Annotated in this window: 26 protein-coding genes and 1 pseudogene; 6 read left to right on the forward strand and 21 right to left on the reverse strand. The window is 38.8% G+C overall.

Annotation, left to right across the window (positions count from 1 at the left end; translation table 11 throughout):
- Positions 1-165: 165 nt before the first annotated feature.
- From FBQ94_RS08785 to FBQ94_RS08800, 4 genes are all read right to left on the reverse strand, one after another.
- Positions 166-702, reverse strand: coding sequence for a hypothetical protein (locus FBQ94_RS08785; RefSeq protein ID WP_007220215.1), 537 nt, complete (start codon positions 700-702; stop codon positions 166-168).
- Between the two features lies 1 nt (position 703).
- Positions 704-877 carry a hypothetical protein gene (locus FBQ94_RS08790; protein ID WP_007220216.1) on the reverse strand — a complete coding sequence of 58 codons (174 nt, stop codon included), beginning with the start codon at positions 875-877 and terminating at the stop codon, positions 704-706.
- Positions 878-1,057: 180 nt separating this feature from the next.
- Positions 1,058-2,254: a cofactor-independent phosphoglycerate mutase gene (locus FBQ94_RS08795; RefSeq protein ID WP_007220217.1), complete on the reverse strand. Its 1,197-nt coding sequence runs from the start codon at positions 2,252-2,254 to the stop codon at positions 1,058-1,060.
- 343 nt (positions 2,255-2,597) lie between these two features.
- A complete protein-coding gene (locus FBQ94_RS08800; protein ID WP_007220218.1) occupies positions 2,598-3,893 on the reverse strand; it encodes a homoserine dehydrogenase in 1,296 nt (431 codons plus the stop codon).
- Between the two features lie 242 nt (positions 3,894-4,135).
- Here FBQ94_RS08800 and pyrB point away from each other — a divergent pair, with 242 nt between their 5' ends.
- Genes pyrB through panC form a run of 3 tightly spaced genes read left to right on the forward strand, consistent with a single transcriptional unit; the run spans position 4,136 to position 6,382 of the window.
- Positions 4,136-5,062, forward strand: a complete 927-nt coding sequence (gene pyrB / locus FBQ94_RS08805; RefSeq protein ID WP_007220219.1) for an aspartate carbamoyltransferase — start codon at positions 4,136-4,138, stop codon at positions 5,060-5,062.
- On the forward strand, positions 5,059-5,508 hold the full coding sequence (pyrI, locus tag FBQ94_RS08810; protein ID WP_007220220.1) for an aspartate carbamoyltransferase regulatory subunit: 450 nt from the start codon (positions 5,059-5,061) through the stop codon (positions 5,506-5,508). The genes pyrB and pyrI overlap by 4 nt, the downstream gene beginning before the upstream one ends.
- A 25-nt stretch (positions 5,509-5,533) precedes the next feature.
- The gene (gene panC / locus FBQ94_RS08815; RefSeq protein ID WP_007220221.1) at positions 5,534-6,382 is read left to right on the forward strand and encodes a pantoate--beta-alanine ligase; all 849 of its coding nucleotides are present in this window, start codon (positions 5,534-5,536) and stop codon (positions 6,380-6,382) included.
- A 32-nt stretch (positions 6,383-6,414) separates the two neighbouring features.
- Here the strand turns inward: panC and der are convergent, their stop codons facing one another.
- The 8 genes from der to groL (FBQ94_RS08855) form a co-directional block, all read right to left on the reverse strand.
- The gene (gene der / locus FBQ94_RS08820; protein WP_007220222.1) at positions 6,415-7,749 is read right to left on the reverse strand and encodes a ribosome biogenesis GTPase Der; all 1,335 of its coding nucleotides are present in this window, start codon (positions 7,747-7,749) and stop codon (positions 6,415-6,417) included.
- A gap of 81 nt (positions 7,750-7,830) precedes the next feature.
- Positions 7,831-9,027 carry a hypothetical protein gene (locus FBQ94_RS08825; RefSeq protein ID WP_007220223.1) on the reverse strand — a complete coding sequence of 399 codons (1,197 nt, stop codon included), beginning with the start codon at positions 9,025-9,027 and terminating at the stop codon, positions 7,831-7,833.
- Positions 9,020-9,220, reverse strand: a complete 201-nt coding sequence (locus FBQ94_RS08830; RefSeq protein WP_007220224.1) for a DNA gyrase inhibitor YacG — start codon at positions 9,218-9,220, stop codon at positions 9,020-9,022. Before FBQ94_RS08830 ends, FBQ94_RS08825 begins: the two co-directional genes overlap by 8 nt.
- A 125-nt stretch (positions 9,221-9,345) precedes the next feature.
- Entirely contained in the window at positions 9,346-9,603 is a 258-nt protein-coding gene (locus FBQ94_RS08835; RefSeq protein WP_007220225.1) for an FmdB family zinc ribbon protein, read from the reverse strand.
- A 116-nt stretch (positions 9,604-9,719) separates the two neighbouring features.
- Positions 9,720-10,841: a molecular chaperone DnaJ gene (gene dnaJ, locus FBQ94_RS08840; protein ID WP_007220226.1), complete on the reverse strand. Its 1,122-nt coding sequence runs from the start codon at positions 10,839-10,841 to the stop codon at positions 9,720-9,722.
- Positions 10,842-11,088: 247 nt separating this feature from the next.
- Entirely contained in the window at positions 11,089-12,708 is a 1,620-nt protein-coding gene (gene groL / locus FBQ94_RS08845) for a chaperonin GroEL (RefSeq protein WP_007220227.1), read from the reverse strand.
- A gap of 51 nt (positions 12,709-12,759) precedes the next feature.
- Positions 12,760-13,050, reverse strand: coding sequence for a co-chaperone GroES (groES, locus tag FBQ94_RS08850; protein ID WP_007220228.1), 291 nt, complete (start codon positions 13,048-13,050; stop codon positions 12,760-12,762).
- 70 nt (positions 13,051-13,120) lie between these two features.
- The gene (gene groL, locus FBQ94_RS08855; protein ID WP_007220229.1) at positions 13,121-14,800 is read right to left on the reverse strand and encodes a chaperonin GroEL; all 1,680 of its coding nucleotides are present in this window, start codon (positions 14,798-14,800) and stop codon (positions 13,121-13,123) included.
- A 437-nt stretch (positions 14,801-15,237) separates the two neighbouring features.
- On the opposite strand from groL (FBQ94_RS08855), the gene FBQ94_RS08860 reads away from it, so the two are divergent.
- Positions 15,238-16,032 carry a biotin--[acetyl-CoA-carboxylase] ligase gene (locus FBQ94_RS08860; protein ID WP_007220230.1) on the forward strand — a complete coding sequence of 265 codons (795 nt, stop codon included), beginning with the start codon at positions 15,238-15,240 and terminating at the stop codon, positions 16,030-16,032.
- Between the two features lie 143 nt (positions 16,033-16,175).
- Here FBQ94_RS08860 and FBQ94_RS08865 read toward each other — a convergent pair whose 3' ends face one another.
- The 3 genes from FBQ94_RS08865 to FBQ94_RS08875 all read right to left on the reverse strand — a co-directional run bounded on the left by FBQ94_RS08865 (position 16,176) and on the right by FBQ94_RS08875 (position 18,436).
- Positions 16,176-16,727: a hypothetical protein gene (locus FBQ94_RS08865; protein WP_007220231.1), complete on the reverse strand. Its 552-nt coding sequence runs from the start codon at positions 16,725-16,727 to the stop codon at positions 16,176-16,178.
- 142 nt (positions 16,728-16,869) lie between these two features.
- Positions 16,870-17,658, reverse strand: a complete 789-nt coding sequence (locus FBQ94_RS08870; RefSeq protein ID WP_007220232.1) for a ParA family protein — start codon at positions 17,656-17,658, stop codon at positions 16,870-16,872.
- A gap of 181 nt (positions 17,659-17,839) precedes the next feature.
- On the reverse strand, positions 17,840-18,436 hold the full coding sequence (locus tag FBQ94_RS08875) for a PocR ligand-binding domain-containing protein (protein WP_007220233.1): 597 nt from the start codon (positions 18,434-18,436) through the stop codon (positions 17,840-17,842).
- A gap of 122 nt (positions 18,437-18,558) precedes the next feature.
- Between FBQ94_RS08875 and FBQ94_RS08880 the strand changes: the two genes are divergently transcribed.
- Both FBQ94_RS08880 and FBQ94_RS08885 read left to right on the forward strand, forming a co-directional pair.
- Positions 18,559-18,690: a hypothetical protein gene (locus FBQ94_RS08880; protein ID WP_285442095.1), complete on the forward strand. Its 132-nt coding sequence runs from the start codon at positions 18,559-18,561 to the stop codon at positions 18,688-18,690.
- A 217-nt stretch (positions 18,691-18,907) separates the two neighbouring features.
- Entirely contained in the window at positions 18,908-20,134 is a 1,227-nt protein-coding gene (locus FBQ94_RS08885; RefSeq protein ID WP_007220234.1) for a DegT/DnrJ/EryC1/StrS family aminotransferase, read from the forward strand.
- Between the two features lie 97 nt (positions 20,135-20,231).
- Here FBQ94_RS08885 and rseP read toward each other — a convergent pair whose 3' ends face one another.
- The 6 genes and pseudogenes from rseP to FBQ94_RS08915 form a co-directional block, all read right to left on the reverse strand.
- Entirely contained in the window at positions 20,232-22,043 is a 1,812-nt protein-coding gene (gene rseP / locus FBQ94_RS08890) for an RIP metalloprotease RseP (protein ID WP_007220235.1), read from the reverse strand.
- On the reverse strand, positions 22,018-23,172 hold the full coding sequence (locus tag FBQ94_RS08895) for a 1-deoxy-D-xylulose-5-phosphate reductoisomerase (RefSeq protein ID WP_007220236.1): 1,155 nt from the start codon (positions 23,170-23,172) through the stop codon (positions 22,018-22,020). Before FBQ94_RS08895 ends, rseP begins: the two co-directional genes overlap by 26 nt.
- Before the next feature lies 1 nt (position 23,173).
- Positions 23,174-24,226 (reverse strand): flavodoxin-dependent (E)-4-hydroxy-3-methylbut-2-enyl-diphosphate synthase, encoded by a 1,053-nt coding sequence (gene ispG / locus FBQ94_RS08900; protein WP_007220237.1) that lies wholly within the window; start codon positions 24,224-24,226, stop codon positions 23,174-23,176.
- A 112-nt stretch (positions 24,227-24,338) separates the two neighbouring features.
- Positions 24,339-24,995, reverse strand: coding sequence for an MOSC domain-containing protein (locus FBQ94_RS08905; RefSeq protein ID WP_007220238.1), 657 nt, complete (start codon positions 24,993-24,995; stop codon positions 24,339-24,341).
- A gap of 110 nt (positions 24,996-25,105) precedes the next feature.
- On the reverse strand, positions 25,106-25,831 hold the full coding sequence (locus tag FBQ94_RS08910; RefSeq protein WP_007220239.1) for a carboxypeptidase regulatory-like domain-containing protein: 726 nt from the start codon (positions 25,829-25,831) through the stop codon (positions 25,106-25,108).
- 113 nt (positions 25,832-25,944) lie between these two features.
- Positions 25,945-26,320, reverse strand: a pseudogene (locus FBQ94_RS08915) (molybdopterin-dependent oxidoreductase); the annotation flags it as partial.

Here is a 26,320-nt window from a genome sequence, read left to right on the forward strand (position 1 = left end):
AGTGTGCCATAAAAACCAGGCCTTAACGAACCAAACTCCTGGCAGAGCTGCCCTGTTTTATTGGGACCTTCAGGCGTTTTGCCTGGCAATAACAATAGCTATCTTCCCTATAGGTGTATTCACCTACTCGCTTCTTCCGCTTTAGTCTGGTCGCTGTGGGTGCTTTCAGAAGTCTGCCAAGGGTTTTTTTCTAATAAGTCCATGTCCTGTTCCCACTAGAGATTCTTCTTGCACTCTATTCTTGACTATTGCATCCAGTTTAGTAAAGATACTAAAATCTCCCATTAAAATATCACGGGCATATTTCCGCACACAGTCCGAATAATGAGTTACGATATCATTAACTAACTCAACGGTTAAAGGTTTATTAAAATACTTACAATCGAGCTTAAGGGAAGGAATTCTCAAGGCAAGAAGATCTTCGAGATTAAAACCAGTAAGTTTGCTTTCTGAATTGATGAGAATGGGATTCTCTTGAATCTCTCCGTTAACAAGCTGGAAAAGCTCCACGTATATGTATTGTTCTCTCCATTCTAACCCAATCACTACCGCAGTTGTCTTATTCTGATAGATAAGCCTGTAGACTCCTTCATCTGCCTTCTTCTTAGCTTTTCCAAAACTAAATTCTTCTATCAGGAATTGGAATTTCTTAATACTAACCTGATAAAAAGCACTTGTAATTTTGATCATTGTTTCTTGCATATTAAGCCCCAATGATACTACCATAAGGAATAATAGGATAGTGTTTCTGATTAATAATCTGTTTCTCCATCTTATAAAAATGGCTACGAATACTTCTTGTGGGGTCAATCCCAATATCTACTATCTCATATCCCTCTCTCACCATCTTTATTATCCATGCCTGATTTCTTTTCATAGCTAATTTCTCATCCCAGGGGTCAATTCTCCATCCTTGATACCTCTAGCTTCAATCTGTCTTGCCGCAGCCTTTATACGCCTCATATTCTCGCCAATGACTATCCCCTTTTTGGATGTATTAGAAATTTAATCCTCAAATCTTTTTTATCCTTACGGCAAAGCTCGGGCTAGCCATAATTTATCGAAAAGAACCAGAAATAAGATGTTCGATTAATCGGTGACCTTCCTTTATGTGGAGACCTGAGGCATGGGCATTGGCCTCAGTATAAGAAAATCCTATACCCTTCTCTATACCGGTTCCGTATACCACAAAAGGAACAGCTTCGGGGGTGTGGGTCCGTTTAACAATTGGTGTGTAATGATCAGGAAGGACGAGAATGCGCAGGCCGTTAAATTTATCTTTCGCCTCAAGGATTGGTCCTATAATCTTACTGTCGATCTGCTCAATAGCTGACACCTTCTCATGCACATTACCCTCATGTCCCGCTTCATCGGGAGATTCAATGTGTATCTGAACGATATCATAATTTTCTAACGCCTGAATGGCATATTGACCCTTATTACTATAATTCGTATCAAAATAACCAGTAGCGCCAGGCACATCAATGATATCCCATCCAAGATAACATGCAATACCTTTAATCAGGTCTACAGCAGTAATAACGGCACCTCTGAGATGAAACCGTTCCTGAAACGCAGGCATATGAGGACGATGCCCTTGTCCCCATAACCAGATCATATTAGCCGGATTTTCTTCCAAATCTACACGAACCTTATTTACATCATGATTAAGTAAAAGTGTCCGGGAACGCTCCATAAGATCAGCAAGAATCTCACTCCCATTTCCCCTCGGAAGATGTTTTTGAATCGACTGCCCCATAATATCGTGAGGTGGAAAACATTTGGCATCCATCTTCTGTGTGCCTCTGTATACCATAATGTGCCGATAGCTTTTCCCTGTATAAAATTGAATAAGATCGTTACCTAACTTTTCGTTTAATAATCTAATAAGGAGACCCGCCTCTTCTGTCTTTATGTGACCTGCACAAAAATCTTCTAAGGTATCTTCATTGGCCGTAATCAAGTTGCAACGAAATGCCCAGTCACTATTATTCAGTTTAATGCCAATACTAGCAGCCTCTAATGGCGCACGCCCTGAATAATATTCGCCCGGATTGTATCCCACGATCGTAAGATTAGCGACATCACTACCGGGTGAAAACCCGCCTGGAATAGTTCGAACAACACCAAGTTGACCATTTTGGGCAAGAAAATCCAGATGAGGAGTACGGGCCGTCTCGATTGGTGTCCGGCCACCGAGCTTCTCCAGAGGATAATCAGCCATACCATCAGGAATAATAATACAATATTTCACACTATCTCCTATTCTAGATAAACCAGAATTAACAGTTCTCTAATTTCAAAATTACCCATGCCAGGCTACATAAACACTCATCACCGAGCCTACAACCCCATATGCATCAAGCTAAAATGTGTAAAGATAAGGAATAATGAACCACCCATAATCCCCCTTAGTCCCCCTTTAGAAAAGGGGGAAATCAAATCCCTTTTAAAAAAGGGGAAAATCCCTTGTCCCCCCTTTTTTAAAAGGAGTTAGGGGGGATTAGAGGGAAGCACGGACGCACGTTGTCTTCACTTTCCACTTATCGACTTATTTGATACCCAATCCCGAGAATTTAGCACTTTTCAGTAAGGAATTATTCCTCTACGCGGAGAAATTTTGTAGAATCTTTTATGATATCTAATCGCTTAATTTCTGTAAGCGCTTTTTGCAGATTACCCTCTTCTGCAAGATGGGTCATCATCACGAGAGGGACGTTGCCATTCTCTTTGATTTTATGCTGAATAACTGAGGCAATACTGATTTCATAATTTCCCAAAATACCCGATATCTTTGCGAGTACCCCTGGCTTATCAACAACAGAGAATCTCAGATAATAGCGCGTTTTGATTTGCATAATATCCGCTATGGAAATATGCTCACAGTTTCCAGAAAAGGTCTTCATCGCATGAAATGTTATACCTGCTCTTCCAAGTCCAACATCCACAAGGTCTGCAACCACAGCGCTGGCAGTGGGCATTTGACCAGCTCCCTTACCATAAAGCATAGTTTCACCCACAGCACTTCCATTGACACAGATAGCATTAAAGACACCGTTTACCGAGGAAAGCGGGTGATCGTGCGGCAGGAGTGTTGGATGCACACGTAATTCAATAGCGCTTTTTATCCTTTTCGCCACCGCTAAAAGTTTTAAGGTGTATCCCAACTCGTGTGCATACCAAATATCGGAGAGATCTATAGTACTGATACCCTCGCAATAAATATCCTTATAATCAAAATCAACACCAAAGCCGATTCTTGCTAAAATAGCAAGCTTGTGCGATGAGTCTATACCGTCAACGTCCATAGAAGGATCTTTCTCTGCATAACCCATCTTTTGTGCCTCTGCAAGGGCATCGCTGTATTTTACATGCTCTTTGGTCATCTTTGTTAAGATATAATTGGTAGTGCCATTTACAATACCAAAAATAGACTCTATCCTATTTGCAATAAAGCCGTCTCTTAATGCTGCAATAACGGGGATACCTCCACCTACACTTGCCTCAAAGGAAATACTTTTGCCACACTGCCGTGCCTTACGAAAAAGTTCCAAACCATGAAGGGCTAAAAGCATTTTATTTGCAGTTACAATATCCTTACCTTTTTCAAGCGCTTTCGTAATAATTTCTTTTGCAGGATGCAATCCCCCAATAAGTTCTATAATAACGTGGATATCCGGATCGTTTATCAGTATATCCACATCATCTGTAAAAAGAATATCCGATGGCAAATCTATTCTGTTTCTTACATCGAGATTACGATCGGCAATACCTTTTAATACCGGAACACAATCGAGTTTTTCCAGGAGAGGAGAATGTTTTTCTAAAAGGATCTTTACAACCCCTGTCCCAACGATACCCACACCAACAATGCCGACATTGAATGTTCTCATAATTATTATTTCCTATGACTGATAAAGTCGCAAAACACATAAAGCACTGATATTGCTATAAAGAAAATTTACTATAACGGAAGAGTTTGTTTATTTCAATAAAATTTGCAAACGAAAGAACTCGTTTTGTCTATCATATGCCGTTTAATTTTAGTTGTAATATTTTATAAGGTCTGATAAGATTGATTTGAACATCTATACCTATAAAAGCAATTCTCACATACGATATCATCAAAGAGTACATGGTAAGTTTTAAACAAAGAGATATTATCTCTATCCGTCATTTCAACAAAGAAGAGTTATTATACATCCTTGATTTAGCAAAAGAAATGGAGCGGACAACCTATACAGATACCCTGAAAGATAAAATACTTGCTTCATTATTCTTCGAGCCTTCAACACGAACACGCCTCAGCTTTGAATCGGCTATGCAACGGCTCGGTGGAATGGTAATTGGCTTTGCAGATTCCGGTATTACATCAGTAGCTAAGGGCGAGTCGCTTCGTGACTCTGTAAAGATTATAGAAGGATATTGTGATATCATCGTTTTAAGGCACTACCTTGAAGGTTCTGCACAATTAGCGGCAGATGTTGTTAATATACCGGTGATTAATGCAGGAGATGGCGCTAACCAACACCCGACACAAACTTTCCTGGATCTCTATACAATCCAAAAAACAAAAGGGGCATTAGAAGGACTTACCATTGGATTTCTAGGTGATCTGAAATATGGAAGAACAGTACATTCGCTTGCCTATGCCCTCGCATATTTTGGCACAGAAATGTTCTTTATCTCACCACCTGGTTTGAGAATGCCCAGAGATTCTATAGATGAACTTAAGGATAGAAAGGTAAAGTGCTACGAGAATGAATCATTATCAGGTATCAGCAAGAAACTCGATGTGATTTATTGTACAAGAATCCAAAAGGAACGGTTTGCAGATCCTGTTGAATTTGAGAAGGTTCGTGGTGTATACAGATTGAGCAAGGCGATGCTGGAAGAATTAGAAATTAAGAAAGATTTAAAGATATTACATCCTTTACCGCGCGTAGATGAAATGGATGAAAGTCTTGATAAGACTAATTATGCAGTCTATTTTCACCAGGCACGTAATGGTGTGCCTGTCAGAAAAGCTATACTTTCTGCTGTCTTGGGAGTTATTGAATGAAACATCTCGATGTCTCCGCTATTAAAGATGGATCGGTAATTGACCATATAGATAACAAAAGCACTCTCAAAGTTGCTGATATACTCAATATCCAGAATGAAGAACAAGTAGTGCTTGTAGGGATGAATTTAAAGAGTAAACTTCTCGGCAAAAAAGGTATAATAAAAATAGGCGGAAAAATTATTGACCAAAAAGAGGTGAATAAGATTGCACTCATTGCACCGAATGCAACGGTCAACATTATTAAGGATTATGAGGTTGTAAAGAAGTTTAAAGTGGCAGTCCCCGAGGTTATAGAAGGTATTGTTAAATGTTTTAATCCCAATTGTGTGAGTAATTATAATAATGTAACTTCTAAATTGAATGTAGTAAATAAAAACCCCATACGGTTAGAATGTCACTATTGTGAACGTACCATGAGTGCAAAAGACATTTTATTGATTTAAAAGTGAATTGGGGGAAAAAATCGATTTGCTGCAGGTAATTAAATCAATAAAAGATATGAAACAAAAAATTAAAACCATCAAAGACAGCCACTTAACGATTGGTTTTGTTCCTACGATGGGGGCCTTGCACGAGGGGCATTTAAGTTTAGTAAGGAATGCAAAAAAAGAGCACGATGAAGTTGTGGTAAGTATTTTTGTAAATCCCTTACAATTCGGGAAAAATGAAGATCTCCGGCACTACCCGCGAACGTTTGACAGAGATTGCGAACTGCTCTCAAGAGAAGGAGTAAATCTTGTGTTTTATCCAGATATAACAGAAATATATCCGGATGGGTTTTGTACCTCTGTTATTGTTCATGATCTGGAGGACAAGCTCTGTGGCAAAACACGCCCAGGACATTTCAGAGGGGTTGCAGTAGTCGTGCTAAAACTCTTTCATCTTATCAAACCTGATTCTGCATATTTTGGACAAAAAGACTTCCAGCAAACCGTTATTATCAAGAGAATGGTTTATGATTTGAATTTAGATATTAACGTAAAGGTTCTTCCAACAATAAGGAACACAGAGGGTTTAGCTTTAAGCTCGAGAAATGTTTATCTTACAGAAACAGAAAAGAAGGACGCTCTGTGTTTATACCAGTCGCTGGTAAAAGCACAATGCATGGCAACCTCAGGTATTACAGATACTGAAAAAATCATACGGGAAATGAAAAAAATTATCCATACCTGTGCATCAGCAACGATTGATTACATTTCAATAGTTAATCCTGAAACCCTTGAGATAACTTCGGAAGTACGTAATGGCAATGTTGTTACTCTTGCAATAAGAATCGGAAGGACACGACTCATCGATAATGTAATCCTAACTTTCTAATTGCAATACAGATTTGATTTGTGGTTTATCCGTTATACATGGCTTAACGGCGTTTTTGTCCTGGCGCGGAAACGGAACTTTAGGGGGATCTCCGAGAAAGGAAGCTTGCTGCGTAGCTGATTGGAGAGATAACGCTCATAATCACTATCAAAAAGTTTTGGATCGTTGACAAAAAGAATAAAGGTTGGAGGGGCAACACTTACCTGAGTAGCATAATAAATCCTTGGTGATTTGGCTTTTTTGCGTGTTGGCCGATGCAAGGATAGAGCTTCTTCCAGCGCCTGATTTAATTCAGAAGTTGAAATACGGGTATTGGTTTGCTCATACAGTTCTGTAGCGAGCTGTACCATTTCTATAACATGCTTGTTATCTTTAGCACTAATAAAAATGATAGGAGCAAAGGAGAGTCCTGGCAAGCATTTGTATATATAATTATTAAACCTTTCTGTTTCAACACCGTGCACTAAGTCCCATTTGTTAATCACGATAATGCAAGGTTTACTCTCAGAGATAATATAATCTCCCAGTTTTTTATCTACCTCGGATACTTTTAATGTAGCATCAATAAGAAAGAGCACCACATCAGCCCTGCGAATAGACCGCTCGGCACGCGCCATACTGTAAAACTCTATAGAATCTTTGACCTGCCTCTTCTTCCTTACACCTGCCGTATCAATAGCCAGGAACTGTCTACCGCCTGTCTCAAACCGGACATCGACAGAATCCCGTGTAGTACCGGCTACTTCGCTAACAATCATCCGTTTCTCTTTTGCTAAGGTATTAATTAGCGTAGATTTTCCTGCATTCCGTTTACCAACGATGGCAAGTTTTATTATGGAGTCGGCAGGAACCGCTTCCTGATGAGGTAGCGCTGGCAATAGAGAAATAATTCTGTCCAATAATGCAGACCTTCCAAACCCTTCTAAGGCAGATATTGGCACCGCTTCACCCAATCCCAATTTATTGAAATCTGCTATTAAGTATTCCAGCTTGGGTGTATCTACTTTATTTGCAACAAGGATTACCTTCTTATTTAAACGCCGTAACTTTTCCACAACCATTATATCCAGAGGCATCACACCCTCACGAATATCCACGACAAATAAAATTATATCTGCTTTATGAATTGCAATTTCTATCTGGAGCTCTATATCTTCTGTAAGACCGTCTACATCTTTTACACCCATCCCGCCCGTATCCACTAACTCAAATACATAATCATTGTATTGAATCTCAGTAGAAACACGGTCTCTTGTAACACCGCTTGTAGGTTCTACAATCGAAATTCTGCGTTTTGCAAGGCAGTTCAGTAAGGAAGATTTTCCTACGTTTGGCCTGCCAACAATAGTAACGGTCGGTATAATCATTAGCAATGAAAAGTAAAGGTTTAAAAGGCTCGTAATGCAAGAGAAGATTAGTCTTTTCCCGGCTACCTCTTCTCCACCAGCTTATAGTCTTGATTCCTTGTCCGGAGAACTATTATCTTTATTACCTTCTCCTGAAGAGGGGAAGGTCTTTACCTCTGCATTCGATCTCTCGGTCTTTTCCTCCTCTATATACACATCGCTTATATCTGTACTATCAATATCCTTCCTTAAGAGAAAATAGATAATCGTTTTTGCAGAGAACAGATAAGTCAGAACAAAAGTCCAAACTGTCAATTTAATTAAAACTATATAAACAATCAACATACCTGCCAGAAACTTCAATGACCAAGTAAGCGAAGCTGTTGATACTAGCGGCTGAGGAGAGGGCACATTACAAAATCCGAGGCAAGCAATATTGCATTTTTGTGATAGAAAGGATTGAATGAGACCAAACTTTTGCCCCATACCTATACCTATGGTATAGAATGACAGACGAACCACAAGCCATGCTATACATGCAATGAATATCAAACAAATTAATCCATACAGCGTATTTATGATACAATACAAGATAAATTGTTTAGGACGTGAAATGACATAGCTATAGGCTCGACTCATTGCATCAAAGGCATCAGATCCTTCTGCACTGATTGTAGGAAACATAAAACAGAGGCCTAATGCACCTATCAGACCTATAAAAACCATTAAAAATCCAGATATCAAAGCAAAGGGAAAACCTAATGCAACCAAGATCTCTCCAAAGACAGGAATTCTTCCTAAAAGTCCACCTATTACGTTACATAAAGCAAAAAAGAAAACGCCAATTACCGGCACTAATGGCGACCAGAAATAAGACCAAAACTTTTTTCTGGAAAATTTCAAGGCATCTATCAAACAGATGCTTTCGTCTTTCGCATAGTCTACTGCAGAAATTCTTGTAATAGCGCCACCCGCAAGCGACCAAATAGCAAGGATTCCGAAAATGAGTATCGATAAGGCAAATAATTCACCAAAGTCCAGCGGCATAATAGCCTGCGATACATTTCCTGCAATAACCGGTACACCTTCTCTTGCAGAACACAGGACAAGCCTTATAAAGATACAAGGAGTGGTACTGATTAATTTTAATGCTGAGAAGAGTGCAACTACGATCGTACACCAAAATAAACTTGCTAAAAGGGCAGAATATCCAAGAAACATCTTCTTAGGGTCAAAAGCCATTTTAAAGGCGCGGAGAATATCGCGCCAATCATGCCTTATCGTTTTTACTTCACCCATTTTCCTCTCCTTTTTTTCCCATTCGGCTCAATACTTCAGGATTCAATGGTTCTTCAATACGATAACTTTCGTCCAGCCATGCTCCAAGGTCAATAAGCTTGCACCGTTCACTACAAAAAGGAAAATAAGGCAAATCCTTTATCTTTTGATAAACCAGTTCTTTTTTACAATTAGGACAATTAATCTTGGCCATACTTTTCTCTCATAACAGTTTTCAACATATTGCAGCAAAGACGCAAAGAAATCCCCTTGAAGGTTATAACAGGATTTATGTTACCTTTTATTCTTATACCCTCACCACTCATGTACAACAACCTCTTATTTCTTTTCAGAAGTTTTTACTTCGGGTTTTGCGGATTCTGTCTCCTTTTTTGCTTTTGATTTATACTCATCACTTCGATAATCTGTCTGATAAAAACCCGATCCTTTAAAAATAATAGCACTTCCTGCGCCTATTACCCTTTCAGCTTTTGGTTTTCCACAAGCGGGACACTCCCTTATTGGTCTTTCTGTAATGTGCTGGAACAATTCAAATGAATGATCGCACTCACTACATCTATAATCATATGTTGGCATCTTCCCTCCTTATTTATAGATAATCCATAGATTGAGTTAAATTGCAATTCAACCTATATTAAGCTCATCTTTAATCCTACTTAGAATTTAGTTATGAGAATTTTTTTCAACAAGATTTATTCAAAAAAATTCTTCATTTTTTCGAAAAATTTCTTTTGCCGGGGAGAAACATTTTTTTTCTCTAATTCAGCAAATTCACGTAATAAATCCTCTTGTCTGGTAGTCATCTTTGTAGGCGTTTCAATAACTACCTGTACGAGAAGATTACCCTTTCCATATCCATGCAGATTAGGAAACCCTTCCCCACGAAGAGGGACAACTTCATTGTTTTGTGTTCCTTTTGGTATTTTTACCTGAATAATATTGCTGGTAAGTGTAGGCACCTCAATCGTACAACCTAAAGCTGCCTGCGCAAAAGTAATGGGAACCTCACAAAGAACATCATCTCCCTGTCTCTTAAAGATAGGATGTGGTTTGATATGTATGTCACAATATAAATCTCCGGGAGATGCTCCGTTTTCTCCCGGCTCTCCCTGGCCTGATAACCTCAGCCGCATACCATCTTCTACACCGGCTGGAATCTGGATAGAAATAACTGATTTTTTTGGATAACGGCCAGAGCCGCCACATTTAGTACAGGGCGATTCTATAATTTTGCCATTGCCCCGGCATTTCGGACACGTAGTGCGCAAGGTGAAAAAACCTTGCGACTGCTGAACCTCTCCCCGACCCCTACAATACGGACAATTTACCGGAGATGTTCCTTCCCGAGCGCCAGTTCCCCGACATACATCACAGATCTCTCTCCGTGTTAGTTCAATCTTTTTTTCAATACCTGTAGCTACATCCTTGAAATCAACCTCAATATCACACTTTAGACTTGCCCCTCGCCGTTGAGCCTTTCCACGACCCCTTCCTCCACCAAAGAAGTCCTCAAAGATACTTCCACCACCAAAAATATCCCCAAAAGCATCAAAAATATCTTCAAAAGTACTATATCCGCGAGACTCTGTACCCTTTAAGCCATCAACTCCAAATTGATCGTAACGCCTTCTTTTTTCAGGATCACCCAGTACACCATAAGCCTCAGCGGCCTTCTTAAATATATGTTCAGCCTCTTTATTTTCCGGGTTTCTATCCGGGTGATATTTTAAGGCTATCTTACGATATGCTTTTTTTATGTCTTCTCCACTTGCACTTCTATCAACACCTAATACTTGATAATAATCTTCTTCCATGTATAGAGTCTATAAATTAAGTAATGGTTTTATAATAGGATACTATGAAATACGAATGTTATAATAGTGAAATTATAGTATATAAAACTGCATAAAATCAAGGGTGTTTTAAGTATCCACGAAAGGCAAGGGAAATAGTCATCGGCCACAATTCCTTATATATTTTTTGGTATAAAAGTAAAAAGGCTACTTGCGCAGCCTTTTTACTTTCCAGGGTATTTACATTATTTATTCAATGTTCAATCAGTTAGTAAACACTGCCTTCAATCACCTTTTCTTCTTCATCCTCTTTGAGTTCAGTAATCATAGTTTCCGTAGTCAACAGCAAACCGGCAACACTGGCAGCATTCTGTAATGCAACACGCGATACCTTTGCCGGATCCACGATTCCTGTCTCGAACATATCGACATATTTTCCTGTATTAGCATCATATCCCTTCGTAGTCGATAGCTCTTTGACCTCTTCAACAACTACCGAACCATCGGCGCCTGTATTGAAGGCAATTTGACGTAATGGCGATTCGAGCGCTTTTCTAATAATGTCTGCACCAACCTTTTCGTCGCCTTTGAGTTTTTTACGTGCTTCATCAAGTACCGGTATTGTTCTGATAAAGGCCACACCACCTCCGGGAACGATCCCTTCTTCAACAGCTGCACGGGTCGCATGGAGCGCATCTTCTACGCGCGCCTTTTTCTCATTCATTTCAGCTTCAGTTGCAGCGCCTACATGAATAACAGCTACTCCGCCTGCCAATTTTGCGAGTCTCTCGCTTAATTTTTCCTTATCGTAATTGGAAGTTGTCTGCTCAATTTGATTTTTAATTTGATTAATTCTAGCCTGTATATCGGCTTTCTTTGCTGCACCTTCGATGATGGTCGTATTATCCTTATCGATGGTAATCCGTTTGGCACGGCCAAGGTCTTCAATTCCTATACTCTCCAGCTTTAATCCCAGATCCTCTGTAACAGCGCGTCCTTTTGTTAATACAGCAATATCCTCAAGCATCGCCTTTCTGCGGTCACCAAAACCAGGAGCTTTCACAGCCGCACAACTCAATACACCTCGGAGTTTATTAACAACCAAAGTTGCCAATGCCTCACCCTCTATATCTTCCGATATAATGAGCAAAGGTTTTCCTCCGCTTGCAATCTTTTCCAATAAAGGGACAAGATCCTTTACGCTTGATATCTTTTTCTCATAAAGGAGTATATAGGCATCTTCCAAAACAACCTGCATATTCTGCGCATCAGTAATAAAGTATGGAGAGAGATATCCTTTATCAAATTGCATTCCTTCCACAACCGTTAGCGTAGTCTCAATTCCCTTAGCCTCTTCAACGGTAATAACCCCATCCTTGCCAACCTTTTCCATTGCATCAGCCAATAGATTTCCAATTGAGGTATCGTTGTTAGCAGAGATCGTTCCTACCTGGGCAATTTCAGAACGGCCTTTCACCGGCTTACTTAATTTCTTAAGCTCCGCAACTACAACTTCTACAGCCTTATCAATACCTCTTTTTATTGCCATTGGATTTGCGCCAGCAACTACATTTTTTAATCCTTCATTAAAGATAGCTTCTGCAAAGATGGTAGCTGTAGTGGTGCCATCTCCGGCAATATCGCTGGTCTTTGATGCAACCTCACAAACCATCTTTGCCCCCATATTTTCAAAGGGATTTTTCAACTCAACTTCCTTAGCAACCGTTACACCGTCTTTTGTAATTGAAGGTGTACCAAATCCTTTTTCCAGAATCACATTTCTTCCCGTAGGACCCATGGTTACTCGGACAGTATCTGCCAGCTGTTTAATCCCTTTTTGGAGCAACTTCCTGGCATCTTCATCATAAATTAACTGTTTTGCTGCCATTTTAAAACCTCCAAAAATTTTAATTTTTGATACTTTAAAGATTAACGCACATTACTCAATCTTGGCTAAAATATCACTTTCCCTCATAACCAGATATTCTTTACCGTCAACAACAACCTCAGTCCCCGCATACTTTCCGTAAAGCACCTTGTCTCCCTTTTTTACCAAAAGCTCAGCCCTTTTCCCATTCTCCAACATCCTTCCTTCACCCACAGCTACAATCTTACCCCTCATAGGCTTTTCCTTTGCAGTATCAGGCAACAGAATACCACCCTGCGTTTTTTCTTCAGCTTCTATAGGCTCAATAACTACTCTATCATCTAATGGCTTGATACTTACCATATCTTTACATTTAACCTCCTCAAGAAAACAATTAAAATTCTAAACATTACACTAAATAAAAGCGCGGGAACTACATTCCCATACCACCCATACCGCCCATACCCCCCATGCCTCCCATACCACCCATTCCCCTCATACCACCGCCCATTCCTCCCGGCATCTTCTCTTCTTCCTTTTTAGGAATATCGGTAATAACACATTCTGTTGTTAATAGTATTCCTGCAATGCTTACAGCATTCTGCAATGCGCTCCTCGTAACCTTGGTCGGATCTATAACACCTGCATCAAGTAAATTGCAGTACTCCTCCTTTTCTGCATCGTAGCCAAATGCTTTATCTTTAGATTCTAATATCTTTCGGACTACTACAGATCCTTCCAGACCTGCATTCTTAAATATCTGTTTTGCAGGCGCAGCCAGGGCACTTCTTACAATATCAACCCCCATAGCCTCGTCTCCCTCAAGCTTAAGACCATCCAGAGACTCTGCCGTTCTTAACAACGCAACACCGCCGCCGGGTAAAATGCCTTCTTCAACTGCCGCCCTTGTAGCATGCAACGCATCCTCTACCCTTGCCTTCTTTTCCTTCATCTCACTCTCTGTAGCAGCGCCGACAAAAATCTGAGCAACACCTCCGGCAAGCTTTGCGAGCCTTTCTTGTAATTTTTCTCTATCATAATCTGATGTCGTAGCATCAATTTCATTACGAATTTGTTTGATACGCCCTGCAATAGCATCTGAACCGCCTGCGCCTTGAACGATAGTTGTATTATCTGCATCAACGGTAATCTTCTTCGCTCGCCCTAAATCACGAATATCGATACTTTCCAACTGAATTCCCAAATCTTTAAACACTGCCTTACCATCGGTAAGAATAGCAATATCTTCAAGCATCGATTTTCTCCGATCACCGTACCCAGGCGCCTTTACTGCCGCACAACTAATGGTACCACGGAGCTTGTTAACTACCAAGGTTGCCAATGCTTCTCCCTCTACATCTTCTGCAATAATAAAAAGAGGTTTCCCACTCTTTGCAATCTTCTCTAATAATGGAACTAATCCCTTAATAGTAGATATTTTATCCTCATAAATCAAAACGTAAGGATCTTTAAACTCAACCTCCATGGAATCTTGGTTCGTAACAAAATGAGGAGAAAGATAACCCCGGTCAAACTGCATACCTTCTACCACTTCTACGCTAGTTTCAAGACCCTTTCCTTCTTCAACCGTAATAACGCCATCTTTTCCAACTTTATTCATTGCATCAGCAATCATCTTTCCAATTTCAGCATCATTATTTGCTGCAATAGAACCAATACTTGCAACTTCTGTCTGGTTCTTGACCTTCTTGCTCATTTCTTTCAATTTTTCTACAACCTTACCTAGCGCCTTTTGCATCCCCCTATTTAGCGCCATGGGATCAGCGCCCGATGCTACACACCTTAGACCTTCCAGAAATATAGCCTCGGTAAGAACCGTAGCTGTAGTGGTACCATCACCTGCAACATCACTTGTCTTTGATGCAGCTTCCCGTACTAACCTAGCGCCTGTATTTTCATAAGGATCTTTTAATTCAATCTCTTCGGCCACAGATACACCGTCTTTAGTTACCGTAGGACTCCCGTATCCTTTATCCAATACAGCGTTCCTCCCCCTTGGGCCCAAAGTAACTTTAACTGCTCTGGCAAGTTTTGTAACGCCTCTAGCTATAGCGGCCCTTGCTTCTTCATTAAAGGCCAGTTGCTTCGCCATTGAATACCTCCTTTCAATAGTATCTATACTCTCATAATAATAAAGAAATAAAAATATATTTTAAAAACCTTAACTTGATTCACCATAACTTAGCAAACATAATGCCGTTAAATACTTTCAAACAACAAAACACCTTAACCAATTAAAGTTTATAATGTTATATTCATAGGTATTATCCAATATAAAACAAAAAATATTTACCTTGGGTATGCCATTGTGGCAGTGTTGAAACTTGGCTTTAAACAATATCTGCCACTATGACAGAAACTTATTATCTTACACCTTTAAGATTAAAAGAAAATTAGTTTATCTTTAATGTTGACTTTTAAATTATTTATGACATATATTAAAAACATTGTCAGCCTAATGTTTTTGACCAAATCCATCTATTTCACCTTGAAAATTGAATAGAATTTGATACAAAGTTATTTGCATATATGCTAGATTGTCTGGTTTCCGAAGAAATCATTAAGGGATTAAAAACAAAAATCATTGGAAGTGCTGTAGTTATTCATGACCGAATAACCTCAACGATGGATGTTGCCAAAAAAATTGCCCATAGGAGTTTTAAAAATGGCATGGTAATTTTTACAGAAGAGCAAACTCACGGAAGGGGACGTTCAGGCAAATTATGGTCTTGCCAAAAATCTAAAGGGTTGCTTTTTACAATTTTAATAAGGCATACTATCCAGCCAGACCATTTATGCCTATTAACCGGCACTATAGCTGTTTCAATCACAGAGACAATTCGCGAGACTTTAAAGCTCCCGGCAGTAATTAAATGGCCTAATGATATTTTAATCTATGGGAAAAAGGTGGGAGGTGTATTGGTAGAATTGGAAAAAAGACCTAAAAAACAACCAATATTTTTAATTGGTATAGGTCTGAATGTCAATACCTCTGAAAAAGAGTTACCAAAACAAACACGTTTACCGGTAACATCTTTAGCTATCGAAAAAAATGAGCTTATAGATCGTACGACCCTTGCAACTGCATTACTTCAAGATATCGACAAATGGTATTTAATTTTAAAGGACGAACACTTTAGGTATATTGCTGAACGATGGAGGGAATTTTGTATTACGATCGGAGAGAAGTTAACTATTGCCGATTGTGGTAAAGATTATTCTGGCCAGGTAATCGATATTTCTAATAACGGAGGCTTGATGTTGCGGTTAGATAACGGTGAGATAAAAATATTCCGTGGTGAACATGCCACGATCAAATATTAGCAAAACACCACCTTAAATCATATACTATTTTGAGACTGCGGAAAATGAGAATCAAAAGAATGGGAGCCTAAAAAACCGTCTCTTCCCGTCTTTACAGCTTTTGGTTCATAAAATCTTCTTGCTTTTACATTCTTAACTTACCATTACTTTAATCGTAACATTTTCTCAATAGCAAACAACCTTGCTTCAATCCTGCTCGTCTGTTTTGAAAGATCATTATACACAAGATATCCCAGAATAAGCATAAGTGCTGTATAGGCTATTATGATATAAGTAGAAATGGGTACACGGCTCATTTCTGATTCTTTCTTTTTCTGTTGTATTCTTGATCCAGAAAATGATGTTTCGGTATAGTTCTTTGATCCTTGAAATACAATCTCACGACTCTGTATTGATTTTGCTTTTTCCGCAGGTTTTTCATATAAACGTCCAATCAAGACTTTTTGCTTAGGCATTATAATGCCGCCTGAATCATCATTAACCTCACTTATAGGTTGTTGTATCTTTATAATATCTGAAATCTCTTTACTGTTTGCCGAAACAGGTATTTGTTGTTTTATTGCTATTTGCTGGTTACTTTTCTCATTATTCAGATCAACGGCATTTTCGCTCTCTAAGGGAAGCAATTTTTTATTTTCATTTGCAATCTTCATCCAACCCAATGGGTCATTCCCAAGCACACTACCCTTTCCCATATCTTCTCCTAATGTAGATTTTCTCGTAATAATATATTACAATCACTTACATTATATTTTAATGAGACTCACGACAGAAACACACTTCCCAAACCTTCTAGCATTACGATAAATATCCCCTTTTATCATCAAAATAAACAACTTATATTTCCAACAAATTAAGATTTCTGTTATTTTCCTGCTGTATGACTTCCTTTGCAAGGGCCATGTAATCTGCAGAACCATAAGAATCAGGCGCATAAGATGTAATTGGCTTACCATGACTGGGAGATTCTGAAAGTTTCACATTTTTCCTGATAATTGTATTAAATACCTTATCTTCAAAGTGTTCTTTAACCTTTTCAACAACTTCCTTGCTAAGTCGGGTACGACTAATATACATACAAAGAATTATTCCGGTAATCTCTAAATTATTATTTAATCTTTTTCTCACAACCTCAAATGTATCCAACAACTTACCCACCCCTCGTAATGCGAAAAATTCAGTTTGTACGGGAATAAACATCTCATGTACTAACGTCAAGACATTAAGAGTCAATAAGCCAAGAGAAGGAGGACAGTCAAAGAGAATATAATCATATCGGTCTAATACATTTCCCAAATGTTCTTTTAGCACCGTCTCTCGTCCAACAACACCGACAAGCTCAATTTCTGCGCCCGAGAGGTCAATATCTGCAGGAATAATATCGAGACCTTTAATATGGGTAGGTAAAATTACTTCGTCTGGTTTACATTCACCCTTAATGAGGTTGTATACGGAACATTTTAGATTGTAAATGTCTACCCCAAGATGTACGCTCAAATTGGCCTGTGGATCCATATCGACAATCAACACTTTTTTCCCCAGCATTGCAAGACATGCGCCCAAATTTGCCGTTGTAGTAGTCTTCCCTACTCCTCCCTTCTGGTTAAGTAATGCTATACTTCTCATTACGCACATCCTCCCACTAAAGGTAAGTTTTTTAAATCAATAAAATTAGGTATGTTTTATTGTTCATTGTCAACGAGAGTTTGTATCCATGTAAGAATATGAGAATATTCGATATAAATCACCCGAAAGTTTAGCATGTATAATAGAAATTTCAAGCTATAAATTTAATAGCACTGACTACTTAATCTTTTTTCTGACTTTTAAAAAACTCCTCAATACAATGATATTTTTCTGCTATCGCAGCTTCCCTTTGTTGTAGGGCATATGTGTGGGTAAAAATCTTTGATAGTAATTCGGTTGTTGAAAACACCTGCCCCCTCGCTATCTTCAAGATCGGTTTTAGTATAGGAGGTGTTTTTTTTACCGCATCCCAAAGGATATGAGCATCGATATTAAAATGAGCAGCAATATCATATATACAGAACTTTGAACGTCTGGGGTTGGAAATCGCCACACAATGTGCGCCAATTACCGTATTGTCATAAAGATATATCGGCATTGAAAGAAGAGTTAAACCTCCTGGACAAACATCCTCAAAGGGCCTTTTAAAATGGATAGCGCTTTTTGATAACTCCCAGCTATAGGACTGACAGAGGTCTTTGCGTTCACTGACAAAACGTAGCGTCTTACAATACGATGAAGCATTAATTTCATTAATTACGCTTCCATTCACATCATATATAACGCCATGTGTGTTTAAAATATCCATGAGGTAGATTTGAATACTTGAAATGAGTTCTTTTTCGGAGTTAATCTTTAATTGACCAGTCTGTTCCATATAACGTAAAGTATTTCAGAATAGGGAGTATATCTGGGCAGCAGGCAAGACAAAGGGGATTATTAGTTTCTCACGCTATACATAACTTAAAATAAGTTTCCAGTAAAATTCAAGAGATATTAATGTTCTTAATAACTGTTAAAAATATCACCATATCAGACTACGGTAAAGACATCCATCGATTCTGGCAAAATCAACTTTTAAAATACTACGATAAATATTTCTTAGACACTTCTCTTTATAAGGAAGTATAATATGAAAAATTACGCCTATAAAATCTCATACATTCTGCAAAGAATGAAATAGTTAATCCGGATCAATAGAAATCATCGATAAAGATTACAAGATGGAAGATATTCCCGATATCTCAAAAAACTACGAGTTTCATTGCATAGCATATATACTTATCGGCTGTTCTGTCAAATTTAACATCAATGCATTTTTACTACACGCAGGGAGGTTTGAATAGTCATGAAATTGTTAATCCCATCTGCCGGTATGCCTGTTTCTTTTCCAAATATAGTAAAAGGGCTGTTAGTATCCCTTAACCAGCCCATCAATACCTTTGAATCAGCCATGAAGGTTTATACAAATAAAAAATATTGTTATTTTACCAACTCAGGCATCACCGCCTTTTATATCATCCTGAAGGCCATCAGGAATATCTCAGAGAAAACAGAAGTAATTATTCCCGCATATACATGCCCTTCTCTGGTTATTGCTATAAGAAAAGCGGGATTGAAGCCGGTATTATGTGATATTTCCCTCAAAACATTCAATATGGATATCCAATCTATTAATACTTATACACAGGAAAACACCCTCTGCATAGCTCCTGCACATACGTTTGGATTACCTATTGATATGGAAGCTATAATAAATATTGCCCAAAAAAAATCTTTATTGGTAGTTGAGAATGCAACATCTTCATTAGGCACAACCATTCACCAACGCCCGACAGGAACTTTTGGTGATGTCGGCTTTTATAGCTTTGATCAGGAAAAAAACTTTTCTACACTTTCCGGCGGATGTATTATTACCGATAGAGAGGACATTGCAAAATTCATTGAAACAGAATGTGCTTCACTGCCACAACCAGGATTGATTTCAAAATTAAACATTACTGCCAGATTGTTTGCATTAGCCTTTGCCGCATATCCCGTCTTTTACACAGTTTTTTATAATCTGACCCCTAAATTAAAAAACACTACCCTGCATGCTGATTTTCATAGTTTCGCCTACACAAAATTTCAAGCAGGCATTGGATATACATTATTTAAACATGCATTTGAGCTTTTCAATAAACGGTTCGATCACGGCATTTTCTTATCTGACATGCTCAGTGGGATAAAGGGAATTAAAATTCCAGAGTTACATCCATACGCTGTTCCCGTGTTCAATCAGTTTCCTATTCTGTTCGATAATAAAAATATGAAAGAAACTTTTCTTAAAAGAATTAATGATACAGGCATTAAGATCGTATTACCTTATCATAATCCAATCCATAGAATGTATGACTTAGGATATGATTTATATGAAGACCCATTTCCGAATGCTACCTATTTTTCCCGAAGATTATTGTTGATTCCTACACATCCAATGATGAATATTGAAAAATTGTCGAAGATCGTAAGCATTATAAAAACGGGCTTAGAAGATGATCTTAATGACAAACTTATGTATCCATCTCAATTATAAGCGTTAACTACACATCCATACTGCCAAAAAGGGATCTCGGATGAATCATTAAGAAGAACAATAAAATAATCTTGTTCAATAATCAGAGTGTTTAAACTTAAAGTGTCAACAAACGCATGATGTCATTTCGAGTAGCATAAATAACTAAGGTAATAATAATAGCAAAACCAATGTATTGCGCTATGGAAAGGGTCCTCTGGCTTACAGGGGATCCTTTGATTCGTTCAATAGCTAAGAACATTAAATGGCCTCCATCGAGTACTGGAATAGGCAAAATATTCAAAATTGCAAGCTGGAGACTCAAAATGCCCAAAAAGTAGACCAGTTTGCCAAAACCAACTTTTGCCGATTCATAAGATGCCTGGGCAATCAAAATAAAGCCTCCGACATTTTTTGGAGAAAGTCTTTGGGAGAAAAAGCCTTTTATTGTCAGATAAAGTCTTTGTACATTAATGACAGCTTTTTTTGTGCCAACGACACATGAACCCAACAGACCGTATTTTTTTACTACTGTTTTTTCTCTAAATTTTACTCCGATACTTCCTACAGCATTTTTTTCATCTTTTTGAGGTTCTATGGTAGATACAAACCTTTCATTACCACGCATCCACTCAATCACCATAGGCTTCCCTTGGCTCGCCATTATCATCTGAAGCAGAGTGTTCCAGTCTTTTACCTCATTCTCGTTAAGTGAAGTAATTCTATCACCTGGTTTTAATCCAATCTTTTCTGCAGGAAATCCTTCAACAACAGAATCAACCTTCAACCCATAAAAAGGAGTGATGCTATTAAGAAACTCTTCTTTCGCTTTGCTATCACTCAGTGGGACAGAAATTAAGGTTACGATGCCATCCCTTTTCATGGTAAAGACACAGGTTTCTTCTTCTGAATTTATAACTAAATTCTTAATGTCAGTAAATCCTGTAACAGGCTTAGAATTGACTTCAAGAATCTCATCTCCTTCTTTTAAGCCTGCCTTACTTGCGCTACTATCGTCCTTTACTCCTTCTAAAATCGTACTTGCACAAGAAATACCAAGCATCCATCGGGTAGCTTTTGAAGGTGTCACCTTTAACTCTATTTCTTTATTATCTCGTAATACGGTAACAGACATCTCTTTGCCTGGATTACTCGCTTCTACTTCCCGGAATTCATCTTCTGTAGAAATTCGCTTACCATTTACAGCAACCACAACATCTTTAACCTGGAGATTAGCATCTCTGGCTGGGGAGTTGTTATTTTCAAATGCAAATATTTTATCAACCTCCAGGCTCGTTGCAGGCATGATACCAATACGCTGTATACCATTCTCATTGTCATACCTGGGTATAACATTTACATCAAAAGTCCTATTATCCCGTTCAACTTTAAGATTTACACCAGTCGCTGGGCTGCTCAGGGCAACAATCGTAAAGAGATCTTCGAAATCAATATCTTTATCTTCATCAACCGCAACAATTTTATCACCTCGCTGAATTCCTGCATCCCATGCTGGCCATCCGGGCATAACTTGCCCTACTTCCGGAGTAATAAAAGGCACACCGATTTGAAAGGCAACGATAAAAGCGAGAAAGGCTAAAACAGCATTTAATGCTACACCCGCTACAAGTACTGAGGCACGCTGACCGGCAGACTTGGATGAGAATTCCCAAGAAGCGCCTGTCTTTTCCTCTTCCGGACCTTCTCCGGCCAATTTAACATAACCCCCAAGAGGAAACAGGGAAAGCCGGTACTCAGTTTCTCCCCATTGTTTTTTTAATATCGCAGGCCCAAAACCCAATGAGAAAGCGAATACACGGACTCCTATCTTCTTTGCCATAAGGAAGTGGCCAAGCTCATGAATAAAGATAAGCAAACCGATGCCGATAATAACAAGAATAACATTAGTTGATACGTTTAAATAAGGCATTTTTTATCTCCTGCCTTGCCCAGATATCAGCTGCTAAAACATCCTCCAGACAAGGGTTTTTAATAAAGTGATGATCATTTACCATCTTTTCTACATAAGATACTATCTCGGTAAATCGAATATGGCCATCCAAAAAGGCCTGAACTGCAACTTCATTGGCGGCATTAAGAATCGCGCCAATTGTACCGCCTTCCCGAGCGGCTTGATACCCTAATTTCAGAGCCGGAAATTTTTCCATATCGGGCTTTTTGAATGTAAGATTCCCTATACTTGATAAATCGAATGATTTTACACTCAAAGCCTTTCTTTCAGGGTATGTTAAAGCATATTGAATCGGGACCTTCATATCAGGCATACCCATCTGCGCAATAACCGACCCATCACAAAATTCCACCATAGAATGAATGATTGATTGCGGATGTATCACGACATCAATTTGCTCTATCTTCAGATCAAATAACCATTTAGCCTCTATAATCTCCAGCGCCTTATTCATCAGAGTAGCTGAATCTATTGTTATCTTCTGTCCCATTTGCCAAGTTGGATGTTTGAGTGCCTGTGCTGGACTTACATCACAAAGCTTTTCTCGAGGATAATCGTAAAAAGGACCACCTGATGCTGTAATAATAACACGCTTGATTTCACCCGGCTTACCAGATTGAAGAGATTGAAATATTGCGCTATGCTCACTATCTACGGGTAAAATTTGATTTTTTTTTGCCAACGACATCACTATATGCCCGGCCATAACAAGTGATTCCTTATTAGCCAGCGCAAGAATCTTCCCCTGTTGTAAAGTTGCAATAGCTGCCGGCAAACCCACTGCGCCTACCACAGCAGAAACCACAATATCTACTTCTTTTTTTTGAACAATTTCTTCCAAACAATTGCTTCCCGTAATTACTTTTACATTATTGTTTGGAAAGCGACCTTTTATCTTTTCAACTAATTTGCTATCGTTTAAGGCAATATATGTTGGCTTGAATTCTTCAATTTGATCGGAAAGCAATTCCCATCGTGAATTTGAGGAGAGACCGATAACTCGAAACTTGTCTTTTAAATTTCGAGCAACTTCAAGAGTGTTTTTACCAATCGAGCCTGTAGAACCAAGAATAACAATATTTTTCATTTTAGGACATCTGGGCAATTTCTTCCAGGAGTTCCTCTACCATACGATCTTCCGGTATTTTCCGCACCTTCTCACCTTTCTTAAAAAGGAATCCAAATCCCTTTCCTCCAGCAATACCGATATCAACTTCACGCGCTTCGCCAGGGCCATTAACAACACAACCCATAATCGCTATTTGGAGATGTTTTTTATCCTTTGGTAAACGCTGCCTAACTTTTTCTACAATATTTACTAAATCGATCTCACAACGACCGCATGTAGGACAAGATATAAGTTCTGTCTTTTCGCTTTTATAAAGGCCAAGCGCTTCAAGAATATCATAACCAGCCTTAATCTCTAGCTCGGATGCACCAGTATAAGAAACCCTTAAGGTATCCCCAATACCCTCAGAAAGTAACGCTCCAATACCAATAGCTGATTTAATAGTAGCAAGGCTTGGCGGCCCTGCAGCGGTAACACCTAAATGCAGTGGATAATCACACAGGGCAGCTATAGATCTATAGGCGCTTAAGGTTGAAGGAACATCTGAAGCCTTGAGAGATAATACAATATCCTTAAATCCGATTGATTCAAAATGCTCACAATAATTCAGGACTGTTTTTACCATCAACATTGTTAAATCCTCGTGTTTATCTTCATTACCACGAACAGATCCTGAATTAACTCCAATACGAATTGGAATGCCCTTATCTTTAGCAGCACGTACAACCTCTTCCAGCTTCTCTTTATCCTTCATATTTCCAGGGTTAATTCGTATTTTATCAACCCCTTGCGCAATAGATTCCAATGCTAAATGATGACCAAAGTGAATATCAGCAACGATTGGAATTTGTATCTGCCTTTTAATAGCACCAAGACATTTAGCCACAACAATAGTAGGTACTGCAACACGTACGATATGACATCCTATTGCCTCAAGCTCCTTAATTTGCTGAACCGTAGCATCAATATTCTCTGTGTGGGTTTTAGTCATAGTTTGCACAGAGATTGGATTTTCTCCGCCAATTAATACACCACCAATATTCACTACCCTTGTTTTCCGCCTTTGAATCATAATCTTATGATAAATTTTATATTTACAGTAATTTTAATGTACAAAGCATCTATAGATTAGCAATTATATGAGCATCTTATTGATTTTGTCAAATGTAAACTTACTATTAACCTTAGTTACCAGACAATGTTGCACGCCAATTCGTTGAAAGAAGACGGCAAGAAGCAAGTTCAGCAGCAGCATCTTTATCCTCGTACCGGCTATGCATAATTTTATTGGCACAAGCAATAGTCCACTGTGGAAATGGCCGATCAAGAAGGATTAGTGGAAGGCCTCTTTCGACAAATCCCTCATGGATAACCCTAAAATACCAACCTGTCCGACCACTGAGTTTAACCCTTTCTGCTAAATCTTGAATCCTCCATCTGCTTGATATCTTCCAGCATGGCTGCCGAGGTTGAGAAACTTGTAATTGGCTATCTCCAATAGCATACATATCACCGATACAAACAGACTCTTCGGTAAGCCCCTTCACAGTAAAGTTTTCTCCGAATGCTCCGTAGGGTAATTTAACACTTACGATTTCATTATGCCAGGCGATATAGTGATCAGCAGAATATCCAAGAACTGCCTTATCAGCACCACCGTGATGTTTCAGGTCAGCTTGACCATCACCTGAAAGATTTGACTTGCCTAACCAAATCCTCCCTTCTGCAGGTTCTTTGAAAAATCCGGTTACCCAAGAATTTTCGCTAACAAGCGAACCCGTCTCTATGGTAACAATTTTAGGTCTGCCGACTTGAATTGAAAGTATATAAGGCGCTTCCATCCTCTTTATATTTCCATCTTAAACCAAAAAAAATTCCAGTGAAGTATTTTGCTACCTCACTGGAATTCTTATAGCAGCGCATTCTGGGTAAATAATCTACATTGTTAAGCTTATCTTCTTCTCTTTAACTCAAAATTTGACGTAGTGGCTTTTCCTGCCTCTACCGTCACATCCTGAGACATCTCCTTGAGTTTTTCATGCCAGGTCTTTAGTACATAGTTTCCTGGAGGAACACCTTCAATTGTATAGTTTCCATCCTTATCTGTAACTGCAAAATAAGGATTATCAAAAGACACAACATAGCCTGCCATTTCAGCATGAACATTACAGAGCAGAGGCGTCTCACCAATAACATCAAAAGATACCTCTTTTACAACACCTGTAGGATAGGTACCCAAATTAAACTGTAAAGCTGCCGTTGGAGGTGAAAACACATTATGGCGTACCGCATCACTGTTGGGAAAGTCTACTACAGTACCCCTCTGTAATGCCACAACCCTGGGTACATAGGTAAGATTAAGCTGATCAACAACTGCGTGCTCAGCAGGAGGAGGAAATTTATTCTCTCCTACTTTCTCAATATATACTACGGCATCAGCATTATTCCTCATTTTTTGACAAGTAACTACACCCGTAATAGAACCTGCATTCTCTACCTTTGGCAGGTTTTTAACAGTCTTTTTCAGTTTCTGCTGCGCCTCTTCCAACTTCTTTTGTGCTTCAGCAATCTCTTCTGCTGTTAAAGCCTTCTTTTCTTCTTGAGCCCAAGTTAATGAACTATATGAAAATGCAATCACCGATAACGAGAGTATACCAGAAATCAAATATCTCTTCATAAATTCTTTTTTCTCCCTTTATACAAAATGAATGAAAAAAATCTAAATTAAACGAGCTAACCGATGTATTATAACCATCTGCTAGCTCGTTATCATATTTTACAAAATTTACCTTACGCTTTTTCCACCTTTATTAATTCTCCGCTCAGGTATTTTTTCATGAAATCATTCTCATTGCCAGCGGTATACCCTGTCTTTGCCGGATCCCATAGCCCCTTACCTCCAATACCACCGTCCTCTGCCTTAGTAATCTTTACCAGGGTCTCCTTTGGCACTGTGTTGATGCCATGATTATCTGCCTCAAAACCAAAAACAAACTTCATACCAATCTTCGCTTTGTGAAACAGACTATCCAATTGATGCATGGGCATGGACCAATCTCTGGTAATACTCTGTTGTGATCCATAACGGAAGCTTGATTGATACCCGGTGCCTGCCGATAGCGCCCTTCCATCAGGTCTTGTCTCATGAGCCTTCACCGACCGCTCT

Source organism: Candidatus Jettenia sp. AMX1 (assembly GCF_030263775.1).
In the GTDB taxonomy this organism is placed as follows: domain Bacteria; phylum Planctomycetota; class Brocadiia; order Brocadiales; family Brocadiaceae; genus Jettenia; species Jettenia caeni.